Source organism: Endozoicomonas sp. SESOKO2, assembly GCF_024606245.1.
Taxonomy (GTDB): domain Bacteria; phylum Pseudomonadota; class Gammaproteobacteria; order Pseudomonadales; family Endozoicomonadaceae; genus Endozoicomonas_A.
Genome location: NZ_JAHHPQ010000303.1, coordinates 1 through 22,024 on the forward strand (window position 1 = coordinate 1; position 22,024 = coordinate 22,024).

General features: G+C 47.4%; 19 protein-coding genes. 11 read left to right on the forward strand and 8 right to left on the reverse strand.

Annotated elements, in window-relative coordinates; genetic code table 11:
• Positions 1 to 92 precede the first annotated feature (92 nt).
• The gene (locus tag KDK17_RS06915) at positions 93 to 428 is read left to right on the forward strand and encodes a hypothetical protein (RefSeq protein WP_257281857.1); all 336 of its coding nucleotides are present in this window, start codon (positions 93 to 95) and stop codon (positions 426 to 428) included.
• A 56-nt stretch (positions 429 to 484) separates the two neighbouring features.
• Here KDK17_RS06915 and KDK17_RS06920 read toward each other — a convergent pair whose 3' ends face one another.
• Complete coding sequence (locus KDK17_RS06920; RefSeq protein WP_257281856.1) at positions 485 to 664, reverse strand: hypothetical protein; 180 nt, start codon at positions 662 to 664, stop codon at positions 485 to 487.
• A gap of 272 nt (positions 665 to 936) precedes the next feature.
• Between KDK17_RS06920 and uvrD the strand changes: the two genes are divergently transcribed.
• Positions 937 to 3,090, forward strand: a complete 2,154-nt coding sequence (gene uvrD / locus KDK17_RS06925) for a DNA helicase II (protein WP_257281854.1) — start codon at positions 937 to 939, stop codon at positions 3,088 to 3,090.
• Positions 3,091 to 3,174: 84 nt separating this feature from the next.
• Here uvrD and KDK17_RS06930 read toward each other — a convergent pair whose 3' ends face one another.
• The 3 genes from KDK17_RS06930 to KDK17_RS06940 all read right to left on the reverse strand — a co-directional run bounded on the left by KDK17_RS06930 (position 3,175) and on the right by KDK17_RS06940 (position 6,213).
• Positions 3,175 to 3,606 (reverse strand): hypothetical protein, encoded by a 432-nt coding sequence (locus tag KDK17_RS06930; protein ID WP_257281853.1) that lies wholly within the window; start codon positions 3,604 to 3,606, stop codon positions 3,175 to 3,177.
• Between the two features lie 174 nt (positions 3,607 to 3,780).
• Positions 3,781 to 4,320, reverse strand: a complete 540-nt coding sequence (locus KDK17_RS06935; RefSeq protein ID WP_257281852.1) for a hypothetical protein — start codon at positions 4,318 to 4,320, stop codon at positions 3,781 to 3,783.
• 495 nt (positions 4,321 to 4,815) lie between these two features.
• Complete coding sequence (locus KDK17_RS06940; protein WP_257287689.1) at positions 4,816 to 6,213, reverse strand: hypothetical protein; 1,398 nt, start codon at positions 6,211 to 6,213, stop codon at positions 4,816 to 4,818.
• Between the two features lie 207 nt (positions 6,214 to 6,420).
• Here KDK17_RS06940 and KDK17_RS06945 point away from each other — a divergent pair, with 207 nt between their 5' ends.
• Positions 6,421 to 7,536, forward strand: coding sequence for a TRAP transporter substrate-binding protein (locus KDK17_RS06945; protein ID WP_257281850.1), 1,116 nt, complete (start codon positions 6,421 to 6,423; stop codon positions 7,534 to 7,536).
• Between the two features lie 42 nt (positions 7,537 to 7,578).
• Here KDK17_RS06945 and murI read toward each other — a convergent pair whose 3' ends face one another.
• Complete coding sequence (gene murI / locus KDK17_RS06950) at positions 7,579 to 8,391, reverse strand: glutamate racemase (protein WP_257276221.1); 813 nt, start codon at positions 8,389 to 8,391, stop codon at positions 7,579 to 7,581.
• 275 nt (positions 8,392 to 8,666) lie between these two features.
• On the opposite strand from murI, the gene KDK17_RS06955 reads away from it, so the two are divergent.
• The gene (locus KDK17_RS06955) at positions 8,667 to 8,945 is read left to right on the forward strand and encodes a hypothetical protein (RefSeq protein ID WP_257276220.1); all 279 of its coding nucleotides are present in this window, start codon (positions 8,667 to 8,669) and stop codon (positions 8,943 to 8,945) included.
• 92 nt (positions 8,946 to 9,037) lie between these two features.
• Here KDK17_RS06955 and KDK17_RS06960 read toward each other — a convergent pair whose 3' ends face one another.
• Positions 9,038 to 10,753, reverse strand: coding sequence for a hypothetical protein (locus tag KDK17_RS06960; RefSeq protein ID WP_257276219.1), 1,716 nt, complete (start codon positions 10,751 to 10,753; stop codon positions 9,038 to 9,040).
• Positions 10,754 to 10,950: 197 nt separating this feature from the next.
• Here KDK17_RS06960 and KDK17_RS06965 point away from each other — a divergent pair, with 197 nt between their 5' ends.
• Complete coding sequence (locus KDK17_RS06965) at positions 10,951 to 12,210, forward strand: FAD-dependent monooxygenase (RefSeq protein WP_257281849.1); 1,260 nt, start codon at positions 10,951 to 10,953, stop codon at positions 12,208 to 12,210.
• Between the two features lie 83 nt (positions 12,211 to 12,293).
• Here KDK17_RS06965 and KDK17_RS06970 read toward each other — a convergent pair whose 3' ends face one another.
• Complete coding sequence (locus KDK17_RS06970) at positions 12,294 to 12,488, reverse strand: hypothetical protein (protein WP_257276224.1); 195 nt, start codon at positions 12,486 to 12,488, stop codon at positions 12,294 to 12,296.
• A gap of 265 nt (positions 12,489 to 12,753) precedes the next feature.
• On the opposite strand from KDK17_RS06970, the gene KDK17_RS06975 reads away from it, so the two are divergent.
• Complete coding sequence (locus tag KDK17_RS06975; protein ID WP_257287690.1) at positions 12,754 to 14,598, forward strand: Na/Pi cotransporter family protein; 1,845 nt, start codon at positions 12,754 to 12,756, stop codon at positions 14,596 to 14,598.
• Here KDK17_RS06975 and ppx read toward each other — a convergent pair.
• A complete protein-coding gene (ppx, locus tag KDK17_RS06980) occupies positions 14,584 to 16,080 on the reverse strand; it encodes an exopolyphosphatase (RefSeq protein ID WP_257287691.1) in 1,497 nt (498 codons plus the stop codon). The genes KDK17_RS06975 and ppx overlap by 15 nt on opposite strands.
• 484 nt (positions 16,081 to 16,564) lie before the next feature.
• On the opposite strand from ppx, the gene trxA reads away from it, so the two are divergent.
• The 5 genes from trxA (at position 16,565) to KDK17_RS07005 (ending at position 21,946) form a co-directional block, all read left to right on the forward strand.
• Positions 16,565 to 16,888, forward strand: a complete 324-nt coding sequence (gene trxA, locus KDK17_RS06985; RefSeq protein WP_062264585.1) for a thioredoxin TrxA — start codon at positions 16,565 to 16,567, stop codon at positions 16,886 to 16,888.
• Between the two features lie 589 nt (positions 16,889 to 17,477).
• A complete protein-coding gene (gene rho, locus KDK17_RS06990) occupies positions 17,478 to 18,737 on the forward strand; it encodes a transcription termination factor Rho (RefSeq protein WP_257276489.1) in 1,260 nt (419 codons plus the stop codon).
• A gap of 66 nt (positions 18,738 to 18,803) precedes the next feature.
• On the forward strand, positions 18,804 to 20,270 hold the full coding sequence (gene ubiD / locus KDK17_RS06995; RefSeq protein ID WP_257287692.1) for a 4-hydroxy-3-polyprenylbenzoate decarboxylase: 1,467 nt from the start codon (positions 18,804 to 18,806) through the stop codon (positions 20,268 to 20,270).
• A gap of 117 nt (positions 20,271 to 20,387) precedes the next feature.
• The gene (locus KDK17_RS07000; protein ID WP_257281845.1) at positions 20,388 to 21,122 is read left to right on the forward strand and encodes an NAD(P)H-flavin reductase; all 735 of its coding nucleotides are present in this window, start codon (positions 20,388 to 20,390) and stop codon (positions 21,120 to 21,122) included.
• 173 nt (positions 21,123 to 21,295) lie between these two features.
• Positions 21,296 to 21,946 (forward strand): TetR/AcrR family transcriptional regulator, encoded by a 651-nt coding sequence (locus KDK17_RS07005; protein WP_257281844.1) that lies wholly within the window; start codon positions 21,296 to 21,298, stop codon positions 21,944 to 21,946.
• Positions 21,947 to 22,024 lie beyond the last annotated feature (78 nt).

Consider the following 22,024-nt stretch of genomic DNA (forward strand, 5'->3'; position numbering starts at 1 on the left):
TCCATTCTTGAGATTATATTAGATAGCTTTAGATTATAATAGATTATTGCGAACTTTTTTAACCCGAAGCACTGAAAGGTGTCCTGACGGATATGGTGAGTCAAAGCCCATACAACCCATTGGTCAATACCTTGAGTGTTATGGTTCAAGAAAAACTGGGCGTGCATCGTGTTATTGCTCCACAGGAAAGGAAGTGTGAAACACAAATACATAGGCACGAAGATGGTCGTTTGCAGTTAAAGTTTGTGTTGGCTTTTCCCTCTTATAAGCTAACGACTGAAGAAGGTCATTGTTTTCATATTAAACAGCCGGTATGGATTACCAGTTCAATGGAGATGAAACCGCCAGAATACACCATTGGGAGAAAGTTGGGTGATATCAGAATTGCCTTAGGGAAAGCGGAAGAAAGTAAACACTACAATGGTTAGGAAAGTCTCAGCCCCTTTACAACACCTTCCTTGATAAGGGGCTGAAAAATCGATGGTCAAACATCGCCCCAATAGCTGTCGCCAAAGAAGGAGCTGAGTTTTTTGGTTTCTTGCCTGTCTTCCAGGGCTCTTCGAATCTGCAGTGCACGTTTTGAACCTTTGTTAGGCAGATCGTCTCGAATAATTTCTTCTTCCTGAAGATAATCTTTCTTGAGCTGTGTATCTTTGTTAGCCATGATGGCACCCCTTTGTTTTTTATTCTTTTTTATGATGCTTTCTGACAGTTACGAAGTTATGAAAAATGCTTGAGAAGAACAAGAGAAAAACACGACAAAGTATGTGAGATATATCCTACAAAATAGATTTTTAGCAGAATGGTTGTAAACCACCGTCCAAATGAGAGTTTACGACGATTTTGCTAAAAACCTGTACAATTCCTTAACAGCTCTGGTTTCGGATTGAGCCGCCGGGCTGCATAGTGTTTATCTAGCTGGAAAGAATGCCATCTATGGATGTAACCCCTATCATTGACTCCCTGAACGATGCCCAGCGACAGGCGGTCACAAGCCCTCCGGGTTCACTGCTGGTTCTGGCAGGTGCTGGCAGTGGTAAAACCCGGGTACTCGTGCACCGTATTGCCTGGTTGATTCAGGCTGAAGGCATGTCGCCCTACTCTGTCATGGCGGTGACTTTTACCAATAAGGCGGCCGCAGAAATGCGAAGCCGAATCGAAGAGCTGCTAGGGATTCCTCCGCGAGGCATGTGGGTAGGGACTTTCCATGGACTGGCTCACCGGTTGTTGAGAGCTCACTATAAGGATGCAGGCCTGCCCGAAAACTTTCAGATACTCGACAGCGATGATCAGCTCAGGGTGATAAAACGTCTGATGAAGGCCATGAATCTGGACGAACAGAAGTGGCCCCCCCGGCAGGCTCAGTGGTACATCAATAGTAAGAAAGATGAGGGGCTGAGGCCTGACTACATCGAACCTGGCTATGATCCTTTTGACAGAACCATGCTGGATGTTTATCGGGCTTACCAAGACTACTGTAACCAGACAGGAGTTGTTGATTTTGGTGAGCTGCTCTTACGCTCACATGAACTCTGGCTGAAAAGATCGGATATTCTTCAGCACTATCAAGAGCGATTCCGTTATGTGCTGGTGGACGAGTTTCAGGATACTAACGCCATTCAGTACGCCTGGTTAAGGATATTGACTGGTGATCAGGACAAAATGATGATCGTCGGTGATGACGATCAGTCAATCTATGGCTGGCGTGGTGCCCGTATTGAAAACATACGACAATTCTCAAAAGACTTCCCAAAAGCTGAAACCATTCGTCTTGAACAGAACTACCGCTCTACCAGCAACATCCTTCGTGCTGCCAATGCGGTGATTGCCAATAACCCGGACCGGCTGGGTAAAGAACTTTGGACGAGCGGTAATGAGGGAGAGCCCATCCAGCTTTATGCCGGTTTTAACGAGATGGATGAAGCCCGATTTATTACCGATCGCATTCGTGAGGCTTCTGAACAGGGAATGGCTCGCAGTGGTATGGCGGTACTATACCGCTCCAATGCCCAGTCCCGTATTCTGGAAGAAGCCATGCTCAGGGCTTCCATTCCCTATCGAATTTATGGTGGTCAGCGGTTCTTTGAACGGGCGGAAATCAAGAATGCTATGGCCTATCTGAGACTGGTCAGCTCACCCAATGACGACACCTCCCTGGAAAGGGTCATTAATATACCTACTCGTGGCATTGGTGAAAAAACCGTTGAAAAACTCCGTGAAACAGCCCGTTCACAAGGCCTGAGTTTATGGGGTGCCATCAAAAGTGTTGTTGCGACCAGTGCCATGGGTGGCAAAGCCGGCCATTCTCTGGGTGCGTTTGTTGAGCTGATAGAAAGCCTGGGTATTTCAGGCGATGATCTGGAGCTGGGGGAATTGGCCGACCATGTAATATCCGTCTCTGGTCTGATAGATCATCATCAGAAAGAGAAAGGAGAAAAAGGTCGTGCCAGGGTAGAAAACCTGGAGGAACTGGTCACCGCGTGCAGCGAGTTTGATATTGACGACATCGATCAGGATGAAGAGACAGAGCCCATGTCGCCTTTGGATGCATTTCTGGCCCACGCTGCTCTGGAAGCAGGGGAAAATCAGGCTGACGCGTTCACAGACAGTGTTCAGATGATGACTCTTCACTCAGCCAAGGGGTTGGAGTTTCCTCTGGTTTTTCTCGCCGGTCTGGAAGAAGGTCTGTTCCCTCATAAGATGTCTCTGGAAGAAGGCAATCTGGAGGAAGAAAGACGACTCTGTTATGTCGGGATTACCCGGTCTATGGAAAAGCTCTACCTCACCTACGCAGAGAATCGCAGACTCTACGGGAATGACACCATGAACCGCCCTTCCCGCTTTATTCGGGAAATTCCCGGCGAGTTGCTGCAGGAAGTGCGTTTGGGTGGATCAATCACTCGTCCGGTTTCTGTGCAAAAGTCTGACCATGGATTGGCGTTGGGTCAGCGTGTTCATCACGATGTCTTTGGTGAAGGGGTGGTCCTGAACTATGAGGGTGAAGGCAGTCAGGCTCGGGTTCAGGTGAACTTTGATTCGGAAGGCTCAAAATGGTTAATGATGGCTTACGCTAACCTGAGTCCGCTATAAGTGTGAGAGCATAAAGAACGTGTGAATAAGTCCTTTGGTAGACCAGAATAGCAAGGACTTATTTGCAGGTTTCCGTAGCATAATTCACAATCTGTCGTAGTAATTGCCCAATTTTTGTCTGAAAAACACGTTACAATACTGTAACTCTAATTTTAATGGCGATTCGTTGATGATATTGACATAGGGGTTAAGTTCCAGTGTGACGACTACCGATTTTCCCGCCATTAACTTTTCGTACAATGCCTTTTTTTGCTCTTCAGTATCTGAAGCGGGCATTCGTATAATGATATTTTTTTTACAGTTAGGTGCAGAGATAGGAAAGAATTTTTTAGGCACTAATACTTCAAACTGACCGCCTTGATTAAAACCGTAGTTCTTGTTAACCGTGTATTCGCCAGATTTTAGCTCGTATTGCATATGATAATAGTCAAAGTACTTGCCCGGATTTACTTTGATCAATTCTGCATAGGAGACCGTTGCGAATAGCAGCACAAAAATGATCAAATTTCTGTTCATAGGAACCTTCTTACTCAAACGAATGAAATTGAATCCTGATGTTCCCGGAACAAAAGGCCACAGTCACGAACAACAATAGATGGTTAACTGAAGTTACGCACTTCGCTGTCGTTTGCTACCGTCATCAGTGTTACGTCTGATCGGACATCTATTACCTGTGGTATGAATGCGAAACTACGGTAAATAACGGGCACCCCCATTTTCTGCATAGCTGCCGTCTTCAAACTTGATGCTGGACTCCCCGGGATTATCGCAAAACTGTCGGGTGGAGTGCTGAATCTGCGCAATATCGACTGAAGACAAGCCTATTTCTTCAGAGACTTCTTGTACATAGCTTTCGAGCTTATCACTTTCAATAAGGACGTGACTGTGCCTATCGAATGGAGAGTCTTTTTTGTGGATGCGCGGCTGATGATGAACATCATGATGCCCAATAAATGAGGGCCCATAGGATTCTGTAATATTAAGCCAATCCCCCAACGTTTTCTCACCAAAATAAAAAGTCACTACGGCTTTATGATCCGTAAATTGGGTGATATTGAGGCAATCTACGTTGCACGATTCTTTTTGCTTTGGGAAATAGGAAAAATTTACTTCGTGCCGGGTTACAGAACGACCGGAAAAACTGCTGAGTGATCCTGAAGAGTCATTCTTAGCAAGCGATGTATAGTCAAACGGCTGTGTCGTTTTCGGTATCTCATTATTCGTGAACATAATTTTACCCCTTTACCCCTTTACCCCTTTACCCCTCTATAGAGGAACAGATATTTTGTCAGTCATTAGTCAGATTTATCGAATGAACGTAAACCTCGTACTTTTGCGACAGCCTCTTTAGGGTGGGGAGGATGTCAATAATCACATTAGCAGTTGCTTGAGATAAGTCATTAACCAGCTGGTTAGTTAATCTTAATTGGAGGAGTGGGCCAGATTTGTGATAGCAGGTTTCAGTTTCCCCGTTCTGCTATACCGTCATGTCTTTAAAAACAACGATGGAAGAAGTACAGACATTCTCTATCCGGTTTATAGCAATCTTGACTGTGATGCCGAGAATATCATGGCGATCTACAGGAAACGGTGGGAAGTCGAGCTCTTCCTTAAAGTGCTGAAATCGAATGCGTCGGTGGTTAAGTCACCGGCGCATGCTATGAGAACTGTCAACTGCGTAACTTCAGTGATTATAACTGAGAAGACTTATGCAAGTCTTAATGATCATCTTGCGTTAAGCAGAATGTCACCATCATTAAAAGGAACAAACTCTCTATCAATAAGACCATAACGTTTCTGGTTGTTTCTTAAATGACGGACAAGTAAGAAAATACCCGCAGCCGCTACAGTGGTTATCACCACCCCTGCGGGGATTCCAATGCCGATCCCTGACCCAATCCCTTCACCGTAAGTTCGCGATGATTTTTTCTGGTCGGTGTCAGGATAAGGAGAGCCCTGTTTAAGGAGATCCTGAGTGATGAATGGTTCATTGGTAGCAGTCGGTAAGTTGAGTTTAATGGTAAGATCTGTTTTTCGGTTTTTAGTATCACCGGGGTAGGAAGTAGGCGTTTGCGTAAATGAGCTTTGGGTCGATGGCTCTGTAAAATCAGGATCGGAGAGATTTGACTCGACAATAAGGTCTGCAGTTAGCGTGTGGAAAGTCTTCAGAGTACGTGTCACTTCTATATCACAGAGATACCGACCAGTATCATTTAAATCTACTCCATGAAGAGTAATAGCGAAGGTATAGTTTCCAAGTCCGGAAAGATCCAGTGAAATATTTCTCGGATTGGAAAGGGTCATCGATGTATTTGCAGGACTGGAAAAATTCAGCGGAACCTGTTTTTCAGCATTTTTATAGGCGGTACTTTCTACCTTGTCTTTCTGCCAATACAGGTAGGTTTCAATACTTCCATTTTTTTGCTGGGGACCAAAGCGGATCGAATCCAGTGAGGGTATTTCATTATCAACAGTGGGATTGAATCTATATTGAAACCTGGCTTCATTGCCCCTGATAACATTAATATTTGGTTGCAATGGTCCATGATGAATGTGTCGTAGTTCAAGAATGCACGAGAACATAACAGGGGGCCAAGAGTCAATACGGAAGCGAGCGCCGTAAAATCCAGCCTCTTCTGGCTGTACATCCTTAAAAAGGATTTTCAGACTAATGCCTTCCGGATCATCTTTAACAGAATAAGCAAACCTTCCGTCATACCCTATTTCCGGAGTCAAACTACCATTTTTTTCTACCTTCATCATAAAAGGATCGATAAAACTATATTCATGACTCCAACCCCCAAACCAAATTTCCTTTTTTTCATCAAAAATGCGTTTTGAGCAAGGGGATTGAACAGCCCTGACAAAAAGAATAACGCTGCCTTGAAAATATTCATGCAACTGTGGCTCAAACTGACAGCTGCCGTCACAACTATTGGCGTCTACCAAGCCGGTATTATGATTACCAGGAAGGTTAATGGTAGATTGGAGAACCAACATGGTTGCCAGATAATTTAGCAAGGAACTCGAGCTTAAATTCGGATAAGCAAGGGCATAAGGTGAAGCAAATAACAGCATAAAAATCAGGGTGTAGTCTGAATATCTCAATTTTTTCTTAAGCATAACATCGCCTTTCATATGTCAATGTGTATTGAAAACGGTTGATTGATCTTTATTGGATAATGAAACCATGGCATTGAGGGTAGTCGAGAATCAGGATCACAGCAGACTTAAGAACTGGCGGGTTGAACAGTTTTCAATAACGTCCTACTATTTCTTCGGCAGGCTCTGCGATCACATAATAAAAACAACAATTAACAGGTAAGCTTAATGAGACGCCGTAACTTTCTTACATTCATCGGACTGGCTGCGACAGTGACATTTCTTTCGGGCTGTGGTGAGCCGGAATTTTCTGCAACATCGACTTCTGCATTGCCAGCCGAGTCAGTTAAACCAACCTACGAATGGAAAATGGTAACCTCCTGGCCGAAAAACTTTCCGGGTCTGGGTATGGGACCAGAACGATTTGCCAAATTAGTTGATGAGATGAGCGCTGGTCGGCTTACGCTAAAGGTATACGGCGGTGGTGAACTGGTTCCCCCTCTGGAGGTGTTCGACGCAGTCTCCAATGGCACAGCCGACATGGGTCACAGCGGTGCTTATTACTGGAAAGGAAAAGAGCCTGCCGCTCAGTTTTTCGCAACGGTTCCTTATGGGTTGAATGCTCAGGAAATCAGCAGCTGGATTCACTACGGTGGCGGTCAGCAACTCTGGGATGACCTTTACAAGCCCTTTAATCTCAAGCCTTTTGCCGGGGGTAACAGCGGGGTTCAAATGGCAGGCTGGTTCAACAGGGAGATTAACTCTCTGGAAGACCTGAAAGGTCTGAAGATGCGCATTCCTGGTATGGGTGGCGAAGTTCTCAAACGTCTGGGCGGGGTGCCTGTCAATTTAGCGGGTGGGGAAATCTTTACCGCACTTCAGACGGGAACCATTGATGCGACTGAGTGGGTAGGTCCTTACAATGATCTGGCATTTGGTCTCTATAAAGCCGCAAAATACTACTACTATCCTGGCTGGCACGAGCCGGGCACAGTGCTTGAGTTCACTGTCAATCTGGATAAATGGAATGCGTTACCGGCCGATTTGCAGGCCATTGTGACCACCGCTGCCCGGGCAGTGAATCAGGATATGATTGATGAATACACTGCCCGCAATAATGCCGCCCTGAAACAGTTGGTTGAAGAGCACGGTGTGCAGCTGAAAAAACTTCCGGATGATGTACTTAAACAGCTAAAGATCATCTCTGAAGAAGTCGTGGCTGAGACTCGTAGCAACAGCGAGCAGGCAAAAAGGATCTATGAATCCTATGATGCATTCCGCAGGCAGTCTGTGGAGTATCACAACATTTCAGAAGTGGCTTACTATCAGGCCAGAGAACTTTGATAGTCAGCCTGATCGGGGTTATTCCCGGTCAGGCACTTGTCGTCAGTTATCCAGACAGGCTATTTCTGAAAAGTTCATGGCTTTCAGAGCAGGCAGCAATGATGTGACCAATTGGTCTGAGCCCGTATAAAGGAAGCGATGTTCCACAGTCCCTTCATAATGGGGCCCTTCAGGATAGGAATAATGCGTCTTCAGCAAAGAGGCGACTCTGCGGGCGATTGCTTCGCCTGAATCAACCCAGGTAACCGGGGCTGGTACGACAGAATCGAGAAGCTCCTGAACCAGTGGGAAATGGGTGCAACCCAAAACAATACAGTCTGGCCAGTTATTACCATTAAACAGTGGTCTAATAATTTTTTTCAGATCATCAAGGTTTATTGATTCACCGCGCATATGTTGTTCAGCAAGGTGCACCAGTTCACTGCTTCCTACCCGAATCACCTCGCAGTCTCCCGCAAACTCATGAATCAGCTGATTGGTATAATCTCTCGCAACGGTTCCCGGTGTGGCCAGAAGACCGATGCAGCGCTTTTGTGAAGTCTGGCTGGCTGGCTTGATCGCTGGCACAACGCCAACAACAGGAATGTCGAGCAACTCGCGGGCTCTGGGCAGAGAAATAGTGCTGGCTGTATTACAGGCAATGATGGCGAGGGCTGGTTGAAAGTTGGCGACCAGCCGCGTCAGGCAATGAAGGGTTCGTTCGACCACATCATTTTCAGGTTTTGGGCCATAGGGAAAACCTTCACTGTCAGAGCAGTAAATCACGGAAAGAAACGGCAGATTCTCTCTGATTTTCTGGTAAATACTGAGACCTCCGACTCCGGAGTCAAAAATGACGATAGGCTTCTGTTGCATAGGATGACAGAGGTACCGGTGCAATAAACATAGACAGCATAGACTAGAGCCTTTACTCCTCTTTGAAAATAGCTGGCTGCTAAATACCTCCTCAGAGGCACCTGCTGAAGGGTGAGAGGGGAGCGAAACTTCCGGGTGGAAAGAAATCCGGATTGGGTATGGCTGTTTTTCATGCGACATGGCAGCCGATATTCGTGGTGCAAATCACTCACTCATGGTGGTAAAAGATTTTTCAGGATACACTCATTCAATAGGTGAGTAAGGAAGCGCAACCGATGAAGATCAATCCATCTTCTACTTCGACTGCCCTGGACTATGGTGAGAATCCAAACAAAAGCTCAGGCGATCAGGGTGAAGGTTCTCAGCAGGGAGGCGATGAATATCAGCCTAAAGTCCCCCAAAACGAGCAGGGGCTCGAATCTGCACGTAATCTGCGATCCCGAAAAGCCTCAAAAAAACGCCAGAAGAAGCGCGGGGCCCGAAAGCTTTCTGAGCGTCGGGCCCGGCAAAAAGACGAAGGTACGGATCATGATGAAGACGAGTCAGAAGTTTAGTTATCATTATTGTTGATCAACAAGTCCCGCTCTGTGGGTGACCTATCTTCCGGAAGCTCTCCTCTGTTTGAAGGATCTGGATCGACGACGGGCTATTCATCATCGTCTGGTATCAAGGGAGCCGTGTCAGAATCGATGACTGTTGTCTCTGTTTCAGGAGATCCCTGATCAGAAGTAACAGGCGCTTCTGGCGACGCTTTCCCAGAGCCATCAGACATGCAGCTGTGGGAATCATCTGGCTGCATCGCATTTGCATTCTCATGATCAACAACACCTTGAATCCCGCCCAGACTGGCGTAAGATTTCAGGAACATCCAGTGGCGTAAGCCTCCACCTGCACTACTTGTAGCCCCGGCGTCAGTGTCAGGAGTTGTGGCGGTTGTCTCAGTTTCAGGAGATCGCTGGGCAGAAGTGACAGGTGGTTCTGGCAAAGCTTCTCTTGAATCATCAGATTTGCCGGTAAGGTTATCCAGTAGCTGCTTAAGACGTCTTATGCCCAGAACTTTAAATGTATCGCCAATAGCAGCTTGAGCGAACATCAGAGCGTACCGCAGCCTCGCAAGTTCTTCCTGTGGCATATTTTTCTCAATCACTCCTGCTGAACGTGCATTAAATGTTGTGCGTACAGGTGCATAAATCACTGTAGACTCTTCCCTTACAGAGAAGATCCAGCCTTGTTGCTCGTAGACTGCACTAACCGTATTTAATAGCAAAGAGATATCATCCATTAAAGAGAGAAAATCATCGTCAGACAGCAAAGAGAGTTCAGTCAGTAACAAGTTAAGATCATCGTCAGACTCGTTTTTGTCTTCTGGAGGCGTTCGGGAATAATCAGTTGCTTTTTCCGGTGGATCATTGTCTTCACCGCCTGAGCCAGCCCCAATACCTCCTCCAATGCCGATATTACCTGCCCGAAAGTCAGTGGCCCCGGCAGGAAGAGTTGCATAGGCAGGCTTTTTCACTTCACCTCCCTCACCGTCTTTTCCATTATCTGCATCCATAGGCTCATCGGAGGAATAAGGATCGCTCACAATGGCCGCTTTGCCATGCCCTGAATAGACCAGCCAGGCGTATTGACTCAGGGGGACACAGTGACTGCTGCCCCTGCAGAAGCTTGTGTCAGGATAAGTGGGAAACAGAGCAGTGTCGGAAAAAATCAAATACTTATCCACATCAGCCTGTTGGAGTGTTCCCCCGGGGAAAGCTTCTTCTCCCTCTATACCGTCAGGATGTTCATTCAGGTGCCGGATCAGGTTGACAATCAGTTGGACGACTTCCGGCATTAATGAAATAGCCGGGACCAGGAATGACTGATAGGGTTCAGAAGTCCCGGAATCGCTGAATTTGGAAATAATGAACGTTTTTCCATGACAAGAAAATCTCAGGGTGTTGTCCTGAGAGTCAAACACCAGCCTTATCTTGTTCAGTCTGAGTATATCCAGATGGTTCAGATAGTCCTGCTCTAATGCAGTGGTTGTTTTGGACGTTGTTTCTGAGCTTTTAAAGTCAGTGAAGAAAACACCGTCATCGGCTTCAGAAATCTCAATAGAGGAATAACCGGCAGTAGCAACATTTAATTGAAGAAATGTTTTTGTTTTACTCAGTGAAGATGCTTCAGGTTGATAAAAGACTGGATCGATCCGTTGTGCTTTAGGAATTTCCAATGCCTGTATAGGTGGAAGATATAAGTCCATGGTTTTGAGTTGGGAGTAATAAGAAGTTGAATATCGAGCCACGTCAGGCCATTGTCCCGCTTCGGTGTAGAGTGACACAAGGAAAGGAACTATCGGAAGAAACCGATACTGCATTTGAATACTCCAATCAGTGGATTTTTGTTTATGAGCACAATGTTTTTAGCAGTAGTTGATTGATATGCAAGAAAATGGATTTTTCTTTTTGAGATGCTGCGATAGCCTTCTCGAGCCGGATAGTTGAGCATTCATTCGCCCTGTGGTCATATAAGCCGGTTATCCAAAGACTGCGGGCTAACGGGAAGTTTCAGGCTATGACGAAATCAGAACACTACGATGTAATGGTGGTTGGCGCAGGCATGGTGGGTGCCGCAATTGCGTGTGCTTTGGGCCTCAAAGGTATTCGGGTGGCGGTTTTTGACCGGGCCTTACCGTCAGCATTCAAACCCGATCAGTTACCGGATCTGAGAGTATCGGCACTGAGCTACGCATCCGGGCAGATTCTGAAAAATCTGGGTGCCTGGCCGTATATGGAAACCATGAGGATGTGCCCTTATCGACGCATGGCTGTGTGGGAGAAACTATACTCCCCGGTCGGCAAAGAGCTGGATAAACGGCCTAATCAAATTATCTTCAACGCGGCAGATATCAGGCATGAACAGTTGGGTTTTATTGTCGAGAACCGTGTCACTCAGCTGGGTCTTTTAAAAAGGCTCGAAGACATAGAATCGGTATCGGTGTTTGCCCCTGCAACCATTGAAAGCATGAATCTCAGAGGTGAAAAGCCTGAAGTCACGCTGCAGGATGGCAATGTATTTACCGCGGATTTGCTTATTGGGGCTGATGGTGCTCAGTCCAGGGTCAGGGAACAGGCCAATATTCGTCTGGACACTCGTGAATATGAGCAACAGTGCCTGGTGGCGACTGTTGAGATTGAAGGGGGCTTACAGGACATTACCTGGCAGGCGTTCACTGCCACGGGACCGGAAGCCTTTCTTCCAATGGCTGATGTTGATGGCAAAAGTTATGCGTCTATTGTCTGGTATAACCTGCCAGAGAATGTCCATAAACTCATGAAACTGCCAGACAGTGAGTTTCTGGAAGAACTTTCAACGACTTTTCCTAAAGAGTTACCACCGTTGATTAAACTGCACGAGAGAGGATCGTTCCCGCTGGCTCGTCGACATGCCATGAACTATTTCGCCAATGGTGTGGTACTTGCGGGCGATGCCGCACACACCATCAACCCTCTTGCGGGTCAGGGTGTCAACCTGGGCTTTCAGGACGTTGCCTGGCTGGCAGAGATACTGACCGATGCTTATCATGCGGGTCGGTCTCTGGGTAGTAAGAAAGTATTGTCGCGTTATGAAAAGGCTCGTCGCAGAGATAATCAACTTATGATGAGTACCATGGACGCTTTCTATCTCGCTTTCAGCAACAGTAATGTGCCTCTGAAGGTTCTGAGAAACCTTGCATTGGGTATTGCCGGGAAATCAAGGCCAGCTGTTAAGGAAGTCATGAAATACGCTATGGGCATTTCTGGTCGACAAGCTGAATTAGCAAAATCGTCGTAAACTTTTGATCGGGCGGGTAGATGTTACACAAAAGGCCTGAAAAAAGCAGGCCCTGGTGTGTTTATGTACTTTTGCCACTTCTATCACTGTTTTAGACGACCTCTTTTGGAAAGCTCTGCCACCGGACTGGAGGCCAGCGTGGCCACCAGATCTTTGGCGAAATACTCTCTGACTTCGCCATTGTCCATCAGTACTTTGATTCGACCATTTCGCAGGCATTGATATAATCGCCCCTGCTCGCAGGTGATTCGATCTTTAACTATCAGATTTCCGGCCATCTTCCTAACCTTGTTACTCAACTATCTGCACGAAGTTCCCTGTCATGAAACTTGCCGTCACAGCCCTTTGAATGTTTCTCATCTTCGTCATCTATTCCTATGAGGCTGTTGCACCCTGCGGATCAGGCAGTGGAACCTCAGGAACCCATATTATCGGGCCTTAGTCCTGACTCTTTAGTGACAGTTTTACGACAGATAAATTAATTGAAAAGTCCGAACCAACACGCCGATAAGAACGTTAATGAAGTCAGTGTTCGGAATGCTTATGAGTTTTCAATCAGGCATGTTAAGCCGGCTTTTTCTGCCCTCTATCATCGTAATGCTGATCTACGGTTTCTGGGTCAGCCCAGAGTTTCGTGAGATAGCGGCCGGTGTTGCTATTTTTTTGTTTGGCATGGTTTATCTGGAGCAGGGCTTCAAGGTTTATACCGGGGGGCTTCTTGAAGCCCTGCTGAAGAAAACTACCGACAAGGTCTGGAAAAGCCTGTCCTTTGGCGTAATTTCCACCGCTTTTCTGCAATCCAGCTCTCTGGTTTCGGTTATCGTCATTTCCTTTCTCAGTGCCGGTCTGATAGGGCTGACGGCAGGCATCGGGATTATTTTTGGTGCCAACCTCGGCAGTACAGCCGGTGCCTGGTTGGTGGCTCTCTTCGGCTTGAAGGTTAAATTGTCAGCCTATGCCATGCCTCTGTTGGTGATAGGACTGCTCCTGAAATCCAACAAACACAAGAATATTAATGGATTAGGCTACATTCTTCTTGGCATAGGCTTTCTGTTCCTGGGTATCCACTACATGAAGGTGGGCTTTGATGCCTTCAAAAGCTCCATTGATCTGGCTGAATTTGCCATGCGGGGCTTTTTTGGGGTGCTGGTGTATACCGGGTTAGGTATGCTGGCCACCATCATTATGCAGTCAACCAACGCAACAATGGTTTTGACATTCTCGGCTCTTGCTGCGGGCCAGCTCAGCTACGAGAATGCTCTGGCTCTGGCCATCGGCTCAAATATTGGCACCACCATCACAGCCATCCTTGGAGCCATCAGTGCCAATGCAGAAGGGAAAAGACTGGCTGTTGCTCACCTTGCTTTTAATGTCGTCACTGCAATCATTGCTATTGCTGCTCTCGAACCTCTGATGGGGACAGTGGACTATCTGGCTTCCGTTTATGGTATCGCAGCGAATAACTACACCCTGAAGCTGGCCATCTTTCATAGCCTGTTCAACATCATTGGTATTATGGTCCTTTTACCATTCCTCAATAAAATGGTGCATTGGCTGCAGAAGCTCTTTATTGATAACACACCACAGGTTCCGTTGAATCTTGCAGAAGATGAATCTCCGAAGGTAAATAGAGCTATTTATCTGAACCCGGTCACACTCAGTTATCCCGACACCGCATTGAGAGCGATTACCAAGGAATGTGGGCATCTCTATCGCAATACTCTGGAGTTGATCTGTTATGGCATTTATCTCAGTGGTGAAAAGCTTCGTGAGTCCGACAACCTTGAAGAGTTGGTTCAGAGCTGGCGCAGGGATGATCAGCCCTGGACGATCAAGGAGCTTTATATTCGGCACATAAAAGGTATCTACGCAGATATTGTCCAGTACTCTGGCGCCCTGGAGGGCAAACTCCCCAGGCAACAAGCCCAGGAGCTGTTCGCCCTGAAGGTGGCCTGTCGTGACTTTGTTCAGGCCATCAAGCACGTAAAGCATATCTATAAGAATATGGGCAAATACACCAAGTCGGAAAACGAGCAGATTCGGGAACAGTACAATCAACTTAGGCTTTGCCTGGCTTCTGTTCTGAAACTGGTTGACATTTTGGGCGTTCGACGCAGCTACAGCCATATCCGCGAACACGCAGACCAACTGAAGCAAGAACTCAGAGAACGAGACAGTCAAACCAACGAGACTCTGAACGAACTGATTCGCTCAGGACAGGTCGACCCATTTATCGCCAGCTCGCTATTGAATGACAGCGCTCACGTTCACGATGCCTGTACCAACCTGATTGATGGCGCCGTTATCATGCTTACAAGGGACAAGGAAGAGTATCAGGAGTTTGATATGTCTTCGGACCAGTCCCCTGGTCAATCAGTTAACACTTAATTTGAAGCCGACTTTATTCAGATACATTTTTTCTCGTTCAAAGTCGGCTGCCGTCAGGGGGTGATCTTTTAGCCAACCTGATTCAAAGCCAACACTTAAAGCACGGTTGCCTGCTTTTAAGTCATAATGGGAGAATGTGCTGCTTCGTATATGATTAAGCACAATCCCCATACGCAGAAGTACCGTCAGCTTTAACAGCAGATTGCTGTCTGAATGTTCAAGCAACCCTTTCGGAATCGTCCTGCGATGCGCGTGTACCAAAAGAGCCAGCTTTCTCTGCTGCTCTTTATTGAAACCCATCAGATCCGAGTGCTGGATCAGATAAGCGCCATGACGGTTGTATTGTGAATGTGAAATATCCAGACCCACTTCGCAAACCAGTGAAGCCCAGTTCAGAAGCTCCCGATCAGAAGCCTCCAGCCTCCAACTCTGGCTGACTTGGTCAAAACAGGTCAGTGCGTAACGATTTATGCCCTCGGCATTGGTGAGGTCAACATGATAGCGTTTCATCAATGCTGATAGGGTTCGGCCCCTGACATCTTCATGGCGATCCCGTCCTAACATGTCATAAAGAACGCCCTCCCGAAGAGCACCCTCGGAGTATTGCATCCTTTCTATCTCAAAGGCGTCAAAACATGCCATTAAAATCGCCAGCCCGGCAGGGAAGATAGCCTGACGATCCGGTTTCAGGCTGGGGAAGCGCACTCTGCCAGTATGAGAGAATTCCAGAACCTGACTTTTGAGCATGTTCATTTTTGTCCGGGTAATGATTTCACCATGACCCATGGCTGAGAGAATCGAACTCACTGCCCGGATAGAGCCAGAGGAGCCCACAGCATCCACCCAGCCAAGGTTCTTGTAGGCTTGTTCAATGTTCAGAAGTTCCAGGCGGGCCGCATAATAAGCTGACTGAAAGCGTTCAGAGGATAGCTCTCCGCCTGGAAAAAAACGATCGGTATAAGCGACACAACCCATATGAAGACTTTCAAGCAGCCTGGGTTCGAAACGCTCGCCCACAATCAGCTCGGTACTGCCACCACCAATATCCACTACGACCCGACGATCGTTGTCGTCTGATTGAGTCTGAGCCACGCCCAGATAGATCAGGCGGGCCTCTTCCCGACCGGCAATAATTTCAATAGGATGGTTGAGGATTTTTTCAGCATTTTCGACAAATTCGCTGCTGTTCTTCGCTTTTCTAAGAGCATTGGTGCCCACCACCCGGAGTGCCTGAAAGTGCCTTCCGGACATATACTGGGCAAACTGTGCCAGGCAATTCAATCCTCTGGCCATGGCCTGTTCAGAGAGACGGTCATCCTTACTCAGACCAGCAGCCAGCTGCACTTTTTCTCCAAGCCGTTCAATCGGCCTGATTTCCCCCTGTTCCACCCTGGCGACAATCATGTGAAAGCTGTTGGAACCCAGATCAATAGCTGCCACAAGGGGCTGGCTGTTGGACTCAATACGACCCTGGTCTGTCATAATGTTCTTCTTCGACACTCCCGCACAGTCCGGCTTTTTTCACCTGGAATCCAGTGAGCTGACGGTTGGTTGAATAATCAGGCCATGACCAGACAATCAGTTTTTGTCATGCCAATCATGGCGCTGGCTACATAAATCAGCAATATAACAGAAGGCTGTGGTTACAGCACATTTACTGTTAGCCTGTCAGTACTGTAAACCAGACAGCTTCTCCTTCAAGCCTTCGATTACCTGTTTTGGCAGATATTTCGTGACAGGAAAAAAACTGTTTTCAATCTTCCGGTGATGAAGAATATACATCCCATGAGTCATAAATTTACGGGCAGCAAAATCTGATTCAGGCTGACAGCCGTATACAAACAGACATAACTCTGTAAACTACCCCTCCAAAAATTAAATCGGAGTGACGAATTTGTTTCGGGGATCATCCCTTTGCTATGATTCGTGCTCTGACATTAAGCAAAATGGCTAGGAGATCCATTCCATGAGCGAAATTGTCAATGTGACAGACGCTACCTTCGAAGAGGACGTGCTGAAGGCAGAAGGACCTGTACTGGTCGACTACTGGGCTGAATGGTGTGGGCCCTGCAAAATGATCGCACCCGTGCTGGACGAAATCGCACAGGACTACGATGGCAAGTTGAAAATCTGTAAACTGAACATTGATGACAACGAAGCCACACCTCCAAAGTATGGCGTGCGCGGCATTCCGACGCTGATGCTGTTTAAAGGCGGCAATGTCGAAGCGACCAAGGTTGGAGCCCTGTCCAAGTCTCAGCTGACAGCATTTCTTGACAGCAACCTGTAGCAGGATTGACCTTTCTGCTTCAGAAGCGTCAGAGACTTTCCGGGACTCTGGCTTAAAAGATTTCCGGAAAAGCCAGCGGGATGGTGAAAATCATCTCGCTGGTTTCATAGCACCGGGTGTTATCTCCTGCACAGATAGTCTTTTGTCCAACCATCATCCTCAGAATGAGGCTCATGGAAATCAAAAAAAATCAGGTTTGTAATAGCTTTTTTTATGCTTGCTCCAACGGGAAATATTTCTCAACAAAAAGCTTCTGAAAAGTTGACTCGGCAGGAGTTCTTGATTATTTTCCAGAAAAGGATATAGACTGTGAATTCAGGAGTTATCAGATCTGCTTGTTTCAGGTATGACTGTTGAGTGTGTTTCTGGAGGCTTGGCGGCCCTTCTGATAAGCAGTAGAGAATACTCCGGCCACGTTTGTTTCGAGCTAGCCTTCCAGATTTACAGGTTTAAGCTTGAAAGCCGTTTTTTTAATGAGCTTAGGCAGGCATCGATATTAAACGATGCTGAATATAATAATCTCAATAATATCTGATCTTCCTGCAACTACGACGGCCATTACCTTTCAATTTAACGTTCGCGAACTCTTATGCATCTTACCGAACTGAAAAAAAAATCTGTTCCTGAACTTCTGGCGATCGCTAATGAGATGGGCCTTGAGAATCTGGCCCGTTCCCGGAAGCAGGACGTAATTTTCTCAATCCTGAAGCGCCATGCCCGCAGCGGGGAAGACATCTATGGCGATGGTGTTCTTGAGATCCTTCAGGATGGCTTCGGCTTCCTGCGTTCTTCCGACAGTTCTTACCTGGCGGGTCCTGACGATATTTATGTTTCACCCAGTCAGATTCGTCGATTCAATCTGAGAACCGGCGATAGCATTGCGGGTAAAATTCGCCCCCCTAAGGAAGGTGAACGCTATTTCGCACTGCTAAAAGTCAATGAAATTAACTTTGACCAGCCCGAAAACGCTCGTAACAAGATTCTATTTGAAAACCTGACTCCGTTGTTTCCACAGGACCGTCTGGTCATGGAAATGGGGAATGGTTCTACCGAAGATTTAACGGGTCGTATCATCGACCTGGTGGCTCCCATCGGTAAAGGTCAGCGCGGTCTGATCGTTTCCCCACCCAAGGCGGGTAAAACCCTGATGCTGCAAAATATTGCAGCCAATATCACCCGTAATAACCCTGAATGCCACCTGATCGTTCTGTTGATTGATGAGCGTCCGGAGGAAGTGACCGAGATGGCCCGCTCCGTACGTGGTGAAGTAGTGGCCTCAACCTTTGACGAGCCTCCATCACGCCACGTGCAGGTGGCTGAAATGGTTCTGGAAAAGGCCAAGCGTTTGGTTGAACACAAGAAAGACGTAGTAATCCTGCTGGACTCCATTACCCGTCTGGCTCGTGCTTACAACACGGTTATTCCTTCTTCCGGTAAAGTTTTGACCGGTGGTGTTGATGCTCACGCTCTTGAGCGCCCCAAGCGTTTCTTTGGCGCTGCCCGTAACATCGAAGAAGGTGGCAGCCTGACCATCATGGCTACCGCCCTGGTGGACACGGGCTCCAAGATGGACGAAGTGATCTTCGAGGAGTTCAAAGGTACCGGTAACATGGAACTGAACCTCGACCGCCGTATCGCGGAAAAGCGTGTCTTCCCTGCCATCAACTTCAACAAGTCCGGTACTCGTCGCGAAGACTACCTGACGACCGAAGAAGAACTCCAGCGCATGTGGATTCTGCGTAAGATTCTGCACCCAATGGACGAAATCGGGGCTATTGAGTTCCTGTTGGATCGCATGAAGCACACCAAGACCAATGAAGAATTCTTCCAGTCTATGAAACGGAAGTAATCCATCATTCTCCGGGGATAGGCCTGCCCTATCCCTATCTTCTTTCAGCTGCAGCCTACACATCCAATGAAATACAGGGACCTCCGGGACTTCATCAAGCTACTGGAAAAGCAGGGTGAACTCGTCAGGATCAAGACCGAAGTCGATCCATACCTGGAAATGACCGAAATCAGCGACCGTACCCTTCGCAAGAAAGGACCGGCACTGCTTTTCGAAAATCCGAAAGGCTACGACATGCCGGTACTGGCCAATCTATTTGGCACTGAACGCCGCGTCGCTCTTGGTATGGGGCAGGATAATGTCAGCGCCCTTAAGGAGGTAGGTCAGCTCCTCGCCTACTTGAAGGAACCCGACCCGCCCAAGGGTTTCCGGGATGCTCTGAAAAAGTTGCCTGTCTTCAAACAAGTGTTAAACATGGGGCCCAAAGTGGTCAGCAAAGCCGCCTGTCAGGAAGTCGTGCTGAAAGGCGATGAGATCGATCTTAACCGGATACCTGTTCAAACCTGCTGGCCCGGCGATGCAGGCCCTCTGGTCACCTGGCCTCTGGTCATCACCAAAGGTCCTGAAAAAGATCGACAGAACCTCGGAATCTACCGTCAACAGCTGATCGGTAAAAATAAACTGATCATGCGTTGGCTATCCCACCGGGGTGGTGCCCTGGACTTCAGGGATTGGCAGCAGAAGGGCTCTGACAAGCCTTTCCCTGTCACAGTGGCCCTGGGCGCAGATCCTGCTACTATCCTGGGCGCTGTGACCCCTGTGCCTGACAGCCTTTCAGAGTATGCCTTTGCAGGTTTGCTCAGAGGCAGTAAAACCGAACTGGTTAAAAGCATCACCAATGACCTCCAGGTACCTGCGAGTGCCGAGATAATACTGGAAGGTCATATCTATCCGGGAGAGATGGCGGACGAAGGCCCGTTTGGTGATCATACGGGTTACTACAACGAAGTCGAACGCTTCCCGGTCTTCACTGTAGAGTGCATTACTCACAGAAGGGATCCCATCTATCACAGCACCTACACAGGCAGACCTCCTGATGAGCCCGCCATTCTGGGAGTTGCCCTGAATGAGGTGTTTGTCCCCATTCTGAGAAAACAGTTCCCGGAAATCGTGGACTTTTATCTGCCACCGGAAGGGTGTTCTTACCGAATGGCGGTAGTCACCCTGCGCAAGGAATACCCGGGTCATGCCAAACGGGTCATGCTCGGTGTATGGTCATTTCTCAGACAGTTTATGTACACCAAGTTCGTCATTGTTACTGACGATGATGTCAATGCCAGGGACTGGAACGATGTGATATGGGCCATGACAACACGTATGGACCCCAAGAGGGACAGCGTCTTTGTTGAAAACACCCCCATTGATTATCTGGATTTCGCTTCACCGGTTACAGGTCTTGGTTCTAAGGTGGGCTTTGATGCTACGAACAAGTGGCCCGGAGAAACCGACAGGGAATGGGGTCAGACCATAACCATGACACAGAAAGTCAAAGATCAGGTTGATGCAATCTGGGATGATTTAGGTATAGACTGAAGCGGTTAAAACTCCTGATTATCACCTGTTTTCCTGTGATACAGTGTTACTTTTAGTGCAATCAGCAGGGATTCCCCAGGCATTCCTGCAGGCTGTGACATTCCGGAGGGAGGCATCGTGCAGATAACAGAGTCTTCAAAGCTGCAATGCTCAGTTGCCGATACTCAGCTTCTCAGCTCCGACATTTACCGTGTCAAACTGGCCACCGGGTCGGGCTGCTTGCCCGATTATTACCCGGGCCAGTATCTTATTGTTCACCTTCAGAATAATGAGAACAATTGTTTTTCTATTGCCTCAGCGCCGCAAGAAAACCAGCAGCATCTGGAGCTACACATTCAACAGCTGAAAGGCAGTCCGAACTCTCAACAGCTCTTTCGGGAAATAAAAGAAGGTGTGTTGAACATCAGTTTGCCTGCCGGGAATTGCTACCTCCCTGACTCAATGGATAAACAACAACCTCTGCTATTCATTGCTGCCGGTACCGGCTTTTCGCAAATGAAAAGCATGATCGAGTACTGCCTGCGTCACCATCATAATGGGGAGATCCATCTCTACTGGGGAGCCAGAACTCCAGCTGACTTTTATTTGCCAAACCTTCCTGTGCAATGGTCTGGTCAGGGCCTTCATTATCATCCAGTGGTCAGTGAAGCCAATCATGAAGATGACTGGTGTGGACGTCATGGGTTGTTGTACGAAGCGATACTGGCCGATCGAGAAAAGCTGCACCATTGCCAGACCTATATCAGTGGCTCTCCACAAATGGTTTATGCGACATATGACGTAATGATTGAAAATGGGTTCCCGAAAAAAAACCTGCACTCTGACGTTTTTGATTATGCGCCCAGAAAATAACATCACCGAAAATTTAGCTACCTTCACGGGTTCTGAATAAAAGTGCTTACTTATGGGCAGGGTAAAAAAAGACTGTCTTGCTATCAAATTATTTGCAGCGAATGGTAATTGCGCAACTCTTGTCTATATTCATAGTCGATAGTCATAACACCTAATCAATATACGGAGATTTTATGCAATCTTCCGCTGCCAAGGTTCAACAGACGGCCTTGAAAAGTAGTCGTGTGCGTCAAAAGAACATCCAGATCATACTGCAAGCTGCGGAGGACGAATTCGTTCTTGGTGGCTTCAAAGGGACTTCAATAAGAGACATTGCAAACAGAGCCGGATTGCCAAAAGCCAACATTCATTATTACTTTAACAGCAAGGTCGATCTGTATGGCGCCGTTCTCAGCCATATTATGGCACTCTGGGAAGCTGTTTTTTCCGGCTTGAACAAAGAGGATGATCCGGCTTCAGCCTTTCGACAGTATATACGGGCTAAAATGCGATACTGCCTGGCTCATGCCAACGCTTCCCGTATATTCAGCAGTGAGATCATTCATGGAGGGCAACACCTCAAGGAACACTTTGAGCACTTCAGAGCATGGATCAAAGAGAAGTCACTGGTTATTGAGTCCTGGGTAGAACAAGGCAAAATGGATCCTGTGGATCCTCTTCACCTGCTGTTCACCATCTGGGCTAATACCCAGTATTATGTGGACTACAGTCCTCAGGTGGCCTGTGTCATGGGTAAGGAGGCCCTGTCCGATGAGGATTTAGAGGCTGCAACAGAACATCTTTGCAACCTCATCATCAAGGGGTGCGGAATCGGCCATTGCTGATCATTGGGCTCAACAAACCATCATGGGTTTTTAGCGGCCGCCAGCAGTCCGGCTATAAAAACCCTGCAGTGATGGAAC

What these genes read in the sequence shown, in the direction of transcription:
- rho (WP_257276489.1), top strand. Translation starts at nt 17,478, where the DNA reads ATGCATCTTACCGAACTGAAAAAAAAATCTGTTCCTGAACTTCTGGCG.
- murI (WP_257276221.1), bottom strand. Translation starts at nt 8,391, where the DNA reads ATGCAACAGAAGCCTATCGTCATTTTTGACTCCGGAGTCGGAGGTCTC.
- KDK17_RS06935 (WP_257281852.1), bottom strand. Translation starts at nt 4,320, where the DNA reads ATGTTCACGAATAATGAGATACCGAAAACGACACAGCCGTTTGACTAT.
- ubiD (WP_257287692.1), top strand. Translation starts at nt 18,804, where the DNA reads ATGAAATACAGGGACCTCCGGGACTTCATCAAGCTACTGGAAAAGCAG.
- KDK17_RS06970 (WP_257276224.1), bottom strand. Translation starts at nt 12,488, where the DNA reads ATGGCCGGAAATCTGATAGTTAAAGATCGAATCACCTGCGAGCAGGGG.
- ppx (WP_257287691.1), bottom strand. Translation starts at nt 16,080, where the DNA reads ATGACAGACCAGGGTCGTATTGAGTCCAACAGCCAGCCCCTTGTGGCA.
- uvrD (WP_257281854.1), top strand. Translation starts at nt 937, where the DNA reads ATGGATGTAACCCCTATCATTGACTCCCTGAACGATGCCCAGCGACAG.
- KDK17_RS06960 (WP_257276219.1), bottom strand. Translation starts at nt 10,753, where the DNA reads ATGCAGTATCGGTTTCTTCCGATAGTTCCTTTCCTTGTGTCACTCTAC.
- KDK17_RS07005 (WP_257281844.1), top strand. Translation starts at nt 21,296, where the DNA reads ATGCAATCTTCCGCTGCCAAGGTTCAACAGACGGCCTTGAAAAGTAGT.
- KDK17_RS06940 (WP_257287689.1), bottom strand. Translation starts at nt 6,213, where the DNA reads ATGCTTAAGAAAAAATTGAGATATTCAGACTACACCCTGATTTTTATG.
- KDK17_RS06915 (WP_257281857.1), top strand. Translation starts at nt 93, where the DNA reads ATGGTGAGTCAAAGCCCATACAACCCATTGGTCAATACCTTGAGTGTT.
- KDK17_RS06975 (WP_257287690.1), top strand. Translation starts at nt 12,754, where the DNA reads ATGAGTTTTCAATCAGGCATGTTAAGCCGGCTTTTTCTGCCCTCTATC.
- KDK17_RS06945 (WP_257281850.1), top strand. Translation starts at nt 6,421, where the DNA reads ATGAGACGCCGTAACTTTCTTACATTCATCGGACTGGCTGCGACAGTG.
- KDK17_RS06920 (WP_257281856.1), bottom strand. Translation starts at nt 664, where the DNA reads ATGGCTAACAAAGATACACAGCTCAAGAAAGATTATCTTCAGGAAGAA.
- trxA (WP_062264585.1), top strand. Translation starts at nt 16,565, where the DNA reads ATGAGCGAAATTGTCAATGTGACAGACGCTACCTTCGAAGAGGACGTG.
- KDK17_RS06965 (WP_257281849.1), top strand. Translation starts at nt 10,951, where the DNA reads ATGACGAAATCAGAACACTACGATGTAATGGTGGTTGGCGCAGGCATG.
- KDK17_RS06930 (WP_257281853.1), bottom strand. Translation starts at nt 3,606, where the DNA reads ATGAACAGAAATTTGATCATTTTTGTGCTGCTATTCGCAACGGTCTCC.
- KDK17_RS06955 (WP_257276220.1), top strand. Translation starts at nt 8,667, where the DNA reads ATGAAGATCAATCCATCTTCTACTTCGACTGCCCTGGACTATGGTGAG.